Origin of the sequence: Neisseria iguanae (assembly GCF_003013245.1) — a bacterium.
GTDB lineage: Bacteria > Pseudomonadota > Gammaproteobacteria > Burkholderiales > Neisseriaceae > Neisseria > Neisseria iguanae.
On sequence record NZ_PXYY01000002.1, the window covers coordinates 68,897 to 75,287 of the forward strand.

5 protein-coding genes and 1 pseudogene are annotated in these 6,391 nt (G+C 46.8%); 2 read left to right on the top strand and 4 right to left on the bottom strand.

All coding sequences use genetic code 11. The features are described 5' to 3' along the window. The 3 genes and pseudogenes from C7N83_RS00730 to earP form a co-directional block, all read right to left on the bottom strand. Positions 1–1,147, bottom strand: a pseudogene (locus tag C7N83_RS00730) (DUF3360 family protein); the annotation flags it as partial. 149 nt (positions 1,148–1,296) lie between these two features. Next, positions 1,297–1,857: an elongation factor P gene (gene efp, locus C7N83_RS00735; RefSeq protein WP_106739889.1), complete on the bottom strand. Its 561-nt coding sequence runs from the start codon at positions 1,855–1,857 to the stop codon at positions 1,297–1,299. Between the two features lie 40 nt (positions 1,858–1,897). Next, positions 1,898–3,052, bottom strand: coding sequence for an elongation factor P maturation arginine rhamnosyltransferase EarP (earP, locus tag C7N83_RS00740; protein ID WP_106739895.1), 1,155 nt, complete (start codon positions 3,050–3,052; stop codon positions 1,898–1,900). 240 nt (positions 3,053–3,292) lie between these two features. Here earP and grcA point away from each other — a divergent pair, with 240 nt between their 5' ends. Next, a complete protein-coding gene (grcA, locus tag C7N83_RS00745; RefSeq protein WP_106739890.1) occupies positions 3,293–3,682 on the top strand; it encodes an autonomous glycyl radical cofactor GrcA in 390 nt (129 codons plus the stop codon). A gap of 50 nt (positions 3,683–3,732) precedes the next feature. Here grcA and C7N83_RS00750 read toward each other — a convergent pair whose 3' ends face one another. After that, complete coding sequence (locus C7N83_RS00750) at positions 3,733–4,017, bottom strand: hypothetical protein (protein WP_106739897.1); 285 nt, start codon at positions 4,015–4,017, stop codon at positions 3,733–3,735. A 590-nt stretch (positions 4,018–4,607) separates the two neighbouring features. On the opposite strand from C7N83_RS00750, the gene scpC reads away from it, so the two are divergent. Next, positions 4,608–6,128: a succinyl-CoA:acetate CoA-transferase ScpC gene (gene scpC / locus C7N83_RS00755; protein WP_106739892.1), complete on the top strand. Its 1,521-nt coding sequence runs from the start codon at positions 4,608–4,610 to the stop codon at positions 6,126–6,128. The last annotated feature ends 263 nt before the right edge of the window (positions 6,129–6,391 follow it).

Consider the following 6,391-nt stretch of genomic DNA (forward strand, 5'->3'; position numbering starts at 1 on the left):
CGGCACCAACATCCGGCCGGCAAAACCCAATTCGATACTGCGTTTTTTATCGCCGATTAAGCCCAAGTTATCCAGCAGCATGGTCAGCGACCAGCCGAACACCGGATTCACCAAAGCCGATGAGAACACCACAATCGCGGCAGATTGGGTTGTCTTACCTTTGCGCGTCATTTCCATGCCCGCTTCCAGCAGCGGCACATACATGCCCACGCCCAAAGCCACACCCAACACAGGCTGCCAAATCGCCAATTCCATCGGGTAGCCCCGCAACGAAGTAACGATACACAGCAATGCCGTCAAAACCGCACCGGCAGGAATCGGACGTTTGGCAATCGGAGCCGGAACGATATAAGTCCCCCACGATGAGGTAAAGTTCGCACCACCTAACACCGGACCGGCTGCCTGGCACATCGAGCAGCTCACCATGGTGTCGTTGATGTTCATGCGCATTTTTTCGGTTTTTTTCAGGATAGCTCAATTTTTGGAATACTTGGTGACCAAGAAAATCCGGCGACCACATCGCTACCGCCAACACGGCAAACGGGAACACCGCCAAGAAATTGTTCATGTCCGGCAAACCCAGCATCCAGCCGCTGTTTTGGCCCCACCAGTAAGCAAGACTCATCGGCGGCAGACCCGGTTTGGTTTTTTCAAAAGCGAACGGCGCACTCAAAGCAAACGCGGTAAAACCGGCCAATACACAACCAACGGCACCGCCAGCCAACGTTTTTTCCAATGTTCCAGCAAAGCATACATCAGAACCGTGCCCATAATCACGATAAAGGCGATGTGCGGTTTGCCGAACGTACCCGACCAGTCGAAAAGCTTTTTCACCTGCCCCGTCGTACCGATAAAGCCGAGATACAGAAGCAGACTGCCGCACATACCGTTACTCGTGAGCTTAGTCATCAGCGAACCGCCTTTGAATACCGCCATCATCAGGCCCAATACTGCAATTGAAATGCCGAACGCCAAGGGATGACCGCCGGCCGCCACCACAATCGGAATCAGCGGAATCAAAGGCGGGCAGTAAAAAGCCCGACAACATCAATACAAACGCCGCCGCAATCAGCAATTCATAGCGCACGTTCTCCAAAATAAAATTTTCCGGCAAACCCAAAGGACCTACGAAAGCCGCGGCTACTGCCGGCTTTACCGTATTGTGTTTGGCAATGGGTGCTGTGGGGATGCTGCCGGGTATTCCGGCATTCCTGCCGCAGTCCAGGGCAATGTAGTTCAAACAGTCAAAAGGCCGTCTGAAAATTTCAGACGGCCTTTATATTTCTCAATCAGTCGTTAAGCACGTTTGCGGAATTCGCCGGTACGTGTGTCGATTTCGACTTTGTCGCCGGTTTCGATGTATGCCATTACTTGGATTTCGGTGCCGCCGACCAAGCGGGCGGGTTTCATCACTTTACCTGAAGTATCGCCTTTAACCGTAGGCTCGGTGTATTCTACTTCGCGCACGATGATAGTTGGCAGTTCGACAGAAATCGGGTTGCCTTCGTAGAAGGTCACTTCGCATTGGTCTTCCATACCGTCAACGATGAATTTCAATGCGTCTCCGATGTTTTCAGCTTCGATTTCGTATTGGTTGAACTCTTCATCCATGAAGACATACATTGGATCGGCAAAGTAGCTGTAAGTACAGTTTTTACGTGACAGAATTACAACATCGAATTTGTCGTCGGCTTTAACGATGGTTTCAGAAGCCGCACCGGTCAGCAGGTTTTTCAATTTCATGCTGACCTTGGCTGAGCTGCGGCCGCCTTTGATGTATTCGGTTTTTTGTACGACCATCGGGTCGCTGCCAACCATGAATACGTTACCCGGGCGCAGTTCTTGAGCTGTTTTCATTATGTGTTTCCAATCAGGTTCTGGTTACAAAATAAATGTATTATTTTAGCGTATTTGAGACAAATTTGGCTAGTTTTTCGATTGCGCTGCTTTGAGAAAACAAAAAATCCTGCCAATCTGCGACACTTTGCTGCCATTGTTGGCGGTGTTCCATTAGGGTTTGCCACGCGTTTAGGCGTTGTTCGGCAGATAATTCATGTGCACCGTTCAGTTCGTCAGATAAAGATTGATGCGCAACCATAACGTGCGGCGGATAAAATGGTGCAGTTTTTTGCCAAAATGCATGCAGTTTTTCCAGATGCGCCATTTCGTTTTGCGGATAGATATGCCAGAAAAACAGCTTGGCGGCCAATTGCGCGCGTACGAAACTGTCTTCTCCGCGAACCATCAGGCCGTCTGAAAGTTGCAGCAGTCTGTCAAAATCCTGCTGCGCGACAAAAGGAATTTTAACTAACGTCACACAGGCCGTCTGAAACGTCCCTCCGGCGTGTTGCAGTGCAGTTTCAGGAATGACTTGGGCGGCTTTCAGGCTGTCGATGATTTGGTTTCCGGCCAAAAGCAGGGTAATCGGTTCGCCGTATTGCTGCCACATATCCAGCCATTTCGCCCAAATTGGGCTGCAATAGCCGAATAACAACCATTCTGTCGTGGTTTTGGGCGGCAGAACGCAACGCCGTCTGAAAGACATAGGATCAAATTTAATCCGTTTGTCAAAATCGGCTTCGCGTAGCAGGCCGCCGCTTTTTTCGCTGAAGCCCATAAACCAGAAAAATTTCTGTAATCCGTTGGCTTGTACTGACGGCATTAGATGCAGACGTTCATTACTTTCTTCCGCGCTCAGGTATTCCCAATTGAGCCAAAGCGGATGATGCTGTTGAATAATATCTAAAACATTTTGCGGCAGTCGGCAGGCGAAGGTTTCTATCAATATTTGCGGCGGGGGAAGGGCAGTGGCGTCGTTTGCCGATTGCGCCGTCCATTCATGAATATCAATATTTTGATGAACGCAGGGTAAAGGTGGCAAATCGGGGCAAATGGCGCGTAGGGCCGGAAGGTCGTCTACCCACAAATGTACCGTCCAATCCAGCTCGTGATAAAGAGCCTGTGCCAAACGCCATGACACGCCGATATCGCCGAAATTATCGATGATATTGCAAAACAGCCAGCAAGATTTTTTTTCGAGCGGCTTTTTCATTTCATTATTCATAAATCACATTCGCAAATCGCCAAACCGGTTCGGGTAGAATTTTATGTGTCCGCACAAAGTATCCATTATAATTTACTGATATAAGATAATTGTTTAAATATAAGATAATTGTTTAAATAGTTAAGGTGTAGTGTTTTGTAACTTGATTTATATCAATTTATTTTCGGGTGTGGGGTATAAAATAAGAATAAATCAAATTTTTCTACGTTAATGAAAGAGAAGGTCACTATGGTTAAAGGTATTCAAATTACGCAAGCTCAAAACGAAGCTTTATTGAACTCATTTTGGTTGCTGGACGACAGTACCAATGAAGCACGCTGCTTGGCCGTAAAAGAAGAAAGCGGTTATCAAGCCGATGCAGTTGCTGCTTTGGCCGATTTGGGCGAAGTGTCTTACAAAGAAATTCCGCTGGATGTGAGCGTGCGTCCTAAAGTAGAGGGCGGCCAGCATTTGAATGTAAATGTGCTGACCCGCGAAACTTTGGAAGATGCCGTGGCCAATCCGGATAAATATCCGCAATTGACCATCCGCGTTTCTGGTTATGCCGTTCGTTTCAATTCCTTAACGCCCGAGCAACAACGCGATGTGATTACCCGCACATTCACCAACAGTCTGTAACTGGTAAGTTGTCTCAAAGGCCGTCTGAAAATTTCAGACGGCCTTTTGCTTTAAAATCCACCGAAATAATGCACCAAATAAATAATCAGCAAAAAAATCGGAACAAACAACAACATCGTTTTTCTTTTTAACTCAGATTCTTGTTTTAAATGATGTTTAATCACGCCAAAAAGCACGAATTTGAATAAAAACGTTGCTTCGCAAGCTAAAATAATGCCGTTAATCAGATATTGCATGTGATCGTGCGGCGGAATCAAAGCAAAAGCCAACATGGTGATGAGCGGAATCAGACACACAATCAGCCAACGGATCAGCAAACCTTTGGAATCATTCATTGTTCGATCAAAACCGAGGTATTTCAGTAAAAGCTTATTATTCACGCAACCGGTCGAACCGTCCAGCACATATTTGTCATCCGTTTATATCAAACAGGTCGTCTGAAAGGTTTGGACGGCCTGTTTTATCATCTGATATTAGAACGTGCCTCATTTCATCATGCGGCATCTTTCCGGCATAAGAACCTGTTTGCTGCGTCGAAAATGCGTGCAAGGAAGGGGCTTTGCTGCGCTTTTCGCCTTGCATACGCGCTTTTCTGCCTGAAAATCTACGATGCACACAAAACGAGAACACGTCCTATAAATATTTGGCAAAACTTAAGCTATCTATTTATTTTGGAGAATGACCTGCCACCGGGACCGATACTAAAATCCTGTTTCATTTCTCTAAAGGGTCAAGCCATTACACTAAGCCAAGCATGATTTCAAAAACAGCGGATTGGGCATTCTTTACACTTTGAAAGCTTTGTTATATAGTTTGTTACTCTATAATTATTTATTATTTTGAGGCCGTTTGAAAAACAGGCTGCCGATTTTCAGTTTAAAAACAGCGAACACGCTCAAACATCCAAACCGAAGGAGAAAGCGAAATGATTAATGCAGAAGAACGCATCCACCACGAAGGTTTGCGCAATAAGATTATGTCTGCCGAACAAGCGGCCGAATTTGTGCAAAATGGTATGAATGTTGCCATTACCGGCTTTACCGGTGCAGGCTATCCGAAACTTCTGCCGACCGCCATCGCTGAAAAAGCCAAAGCCGAACATATTGCCGGCCGCCCATTCAGCATCGGCATGATCACCGGTGCATCAACCGCTCCCGAATGTGACGGTGTTTTGGCTGCTGCCAATGCCGTGCATTTCCGTAATCCGTTCCAATCTGACCCGTCAATGCGCAATGGCATCAATGCCGGCAATATCGCTTACCAAGACATGCATTTATCGCACGTCGAGCAACAGATGCGCCAAGGTTTCTACGGCAGTTTCGACTTAGCGGTTATCGAAGTTTCCGGTATCACCAAAGATGGCAAACTGATTCCGGCCATGGGCATCGGCCACGCCAACGAAGCCTTAAAAGTTGCAGAAAAAATCATTATTGAAGTCAACTTCGCCCAAAATGCCAAATTGGAAGGCATGCACGACGTGGTATTCGATATCGGAGTGCCGCCACACCGAAAACCAATCGCCATTACCGGTCCGTTTGACCGCATTGGTTCGCCTTATCTGGAGTGTCCGGAAGAAAAAATCGTTGCCATCGTCTTGAGCAATTCAGGTGACCGCAACAGCAAATTTGCCGATCCCGATGACAACTCCAAAGCCATCGCCGCACAAATCATCGATTTTTTCAGTCACGAAGTAAAAGCAGGGCGCTTGCCGAAAAACCTGTTGCCATTGCAATCAGGCGTGGGCAACGTTGCCAATGCCGTGATGGCAGGCTTGTTGGATGCACCGTTTGATGAATTGACCGGCTACACCGAAGTACTGCAAGACGGTATGTTGGACTTGATTTTAGCCGGCAAAATGCAGCACGCATCAGCCACTGCCTTGTCATTTAGCCCGGATGCACTGCAACGGTTTAACGACAACATCGACTTCTTGCGCGACAAATTGATTCTGCGGCCGATGGAATACACCAACAACCCGGAAGTCATACGACGCTTGGGCATCATCGGCATGAACGCCATGATTGAAGCGGATATCTACGGCAACGTCAATTCAACCCACGTCATGGGAACGAAAATGATGAATGGCATCGGCGGTTCTGGCGACTTTACCCGCAACGCATTCTTCTCATTCTTCGTTTCGCCATCTGTGGCCAAAGATGGTGCAATTTCGTGTATCGTACCGATGGTTTCACATCACGACCACACCGAACACGACGTAATGTTCATCGTAACCGAACAAGGTATGGCTGACTTGCGCGGCAAATCACCACGCCAACGCGCCCAACTCATTATCAACAACTGTGCGCATCCGGATTACCGAGACATGCTGCGTGACTACTATGACCGCGCCGAAAAAGCAGGTAGCCTGCATACACCGCATTTGCTGATGGAAGCATTGTCATGGCACCAACGCTTTGTTGAAACCGGCGACATGCGCATCAAATGAGATAAATCAAATCTCAGTTCCACAAAAAAGCAGCTTGAAATCAAGCTGCTTTTTTATTTATGATTATTAACAGAAAAGGATATTTGATTAAGAGCTTGGGAAGGAAATTTATCCCAACGGACTATTTCGTAGTATATCCGGCAAACACTTATTACAAATTATCTTGGCAGTAATTCAAGCGAAATCCTGTTTCCTTCAATTGTAAAGAAAATATATGCTTAGAGACGCCGTTAAATTTTACCAATCGGTTTTTTGAATAATCC

Bases quoted from the DNA above. Each gene is read 5' to 3' on its own strand.
- efp (WP_106739889.1), bottom strand. From the start codon at position 1,857: ATGAAAACAGCTCAAGAACTGCGCCCGGGTAACGTATTCATGGTTGGC.
- earP (WP_106739895.1), bottom strand. From the start codon at position 3,052: ATGAAAAAGCCGCTCGAAAAAAAATCTTGCTGGCTGTTTTGCAATATC.
- scpC (WP_106739892.1), top strand. From the start codon at position 4,608: ATGATTAATGCAGAAGAACGCATCCACCACGAAGGTTTGCGCAATAAG.
- grcA (WP_106739890.1), top strand. From the start codon at position 3,293: ATGGTTAAAGGTATTCAAATTACGCAAGCTCAAAACGAAGCTTTATTG.
- C7N83_RS00750 (WP_106739897.1), bottom strand. From the start codon at position 4,017: ATGAATGATTCCAAAGGTTTGCTGATCCGTTGGCTGATTGTGTGTCTG.